Below are 1,663 nucleotides of genomic sequence, written 5' to 3'. Positions count from 1 at the left end.
GGAACTGAGGGAATTCGTCCACGTGGGTGCGGCGCAGGATGCGCCCCACCCGGGTCACACGGCGGTCGTTCTCCTGGGCCCACACGGCCTTCCCTTTTTCCGCATCGGGCACCAGCGCTGCCACGATCCGCTCCGCCGCGTGGCCGTCGCCGTAGGGATTCACCGCCTGGGCCATCCGCCGATAGGCTGCCCTGTCCTCCAACAGCCGCACAGTTTCAGCTACGATGCGTTGCCGATCCGTCCCCACGACGCGCACGGTGCCGGCCTCCGCCTCGGGGCGGGTGCCAAAGACGGCTAGGATGTTCATAAGTCTCTGTCAACGAATACGGAACGAATAAACGAATGTTATGAGCGGTCTCCCGAACCGCGGACCCAGCGCTTGCGCCGGTGAGCCAGAAGGTGCTTGGGTGGGAAGAGACGCTTCCACTCCAGACGCGGCCTCCCGAAGTTGAATAGCAGAATGACCTGGCAATCAGAGGCAGCGAAATAGTCTATGCATTGGGCGATCTCGTCATTGGTGAGGGGATAGAAAACGAATATTCAACGAATAAACGAATGACACCGGCTCCGAACCATTCGTTTATTCGTTAGCCATTCGTTGACAGAATGCCTCCAACCATCTCCCTCACCGCCGCCGACACGCCCGGCCCGAACCGCGCCGAGGCTTCAATCTTCTCCCAATGGTTGCGGAACCAGGCGGGGGAAACAAAGGAGCCAAGGGGGACAGAGGAACCAGAGGGGACATAGCCTCCGGCTCTTCTGGCCCCTCTGGCCTCTCTAGCCCTCCGGCATCTCAATTGTGGGGGTGTGTATTCTCTCTCAAAGGTTGGCGTATAGCGGGAGGGAAGTGGGGATCAGGAAGGCGACTGTTCGCCCCCGCCTTGCAGCGCCCGAAGTGGCTCTAATGACTCTAATCGCTGGGGATCGGCGCGCTCGGTGTAGGTTAACCGCGGCCCGAATGCCGTTCGCACGCGGGCCGAGAAGTTCAGGATGTCCACCGTCACCACCTGGTGCGTGTCCGGATCATAGCGGACCCAGATCTCATCGGCCGCTTCTTCGGCCACGGCCGGCTGAGGCTCTGGGGTGAAGGAGAAAGTCAGGATATCCCCCTCACGGTCGTAGTGGACACGGATCAAGTTTCGGAAATCTCCATTCTCGGCCATAACTGCTCTCCTCTCGCATAGACCGTTCGGCTCAAGTACATGGTGCTTATATACCCGCGCTCGCCAGTTGGCTCTGCCACATATTACCACAACGACCAGATGTTTGCCAGCGAAGCGACCACGCCCCACCGATAGCCTATAGAAAAGGCGAGAACGCGGATCGCGGGTGCTCTGGAACACCAGATCTGGCTTTTCGATAGTTACCTGCACATCCTCCAGGTAGTCGCGAATCTCTGGATGCTCTCCTGGCTCATCGTTGCCCGCTTTGGCCCGCCAGGTTGCCCGACTCAGGATAACAGGCGTATTGCTGTAGTCAACTGTTTCAAAAACGAAATCAGCCTCAGGATTGGGATGCACTATTCGCCACCCGCCCCAGCAACGCCTCATACTGCGCCACACATCTGCCCAGCGAAGTGATCACCGTCACAGCATGGCCTCGTTCCACTCACCGCAGAGATCGCTGAGGCCGCAGAGAATTCATTATAGTTTTATTCTTTGCG

2 protein-coding genes are annotated in these 1,663 nt (G+C 58.9%); both read right to left on the bottom strand.

All coding sequences use genetic code 11. The features are described 5' to 3' along the window. On the bottom strand, positions 1 to 307 hold a 307-nt coding region (locus tag ABJK56_RS01450), incomplete at its 3' end, for a UDP-N-acetylglucosamine 2-epimerase (protein WP_347242887.1). A 547-nt stretch (positions 308 to 854) separates the two neighbouring features. Then, positions 855 to 1,550 (bottom strand): DUF2283 domain-containing protein, encoded by a 696-nt coding sequence (locus ABJK56_RS01445; RefSeq protein ID WP_347242886.1) that lies wholly within the window; start codon positions 1,548 to 1,550, stop codon positions 855 to 857. Positions 1,551 to 1,663 lie beyond the last annotated feature (113 nt).

It is taken from the genome of Thermogutta sp. (assembly GCF_039793925.1).
Classification (GTDB): Bacteria; Planctomycetota; Planctomycetia; order Pirellulales; family Thermoguttaceae; genus Thermogutta.
This window is presented reverse-complemented; position numbering and strand designations above follow the sequence as displayed.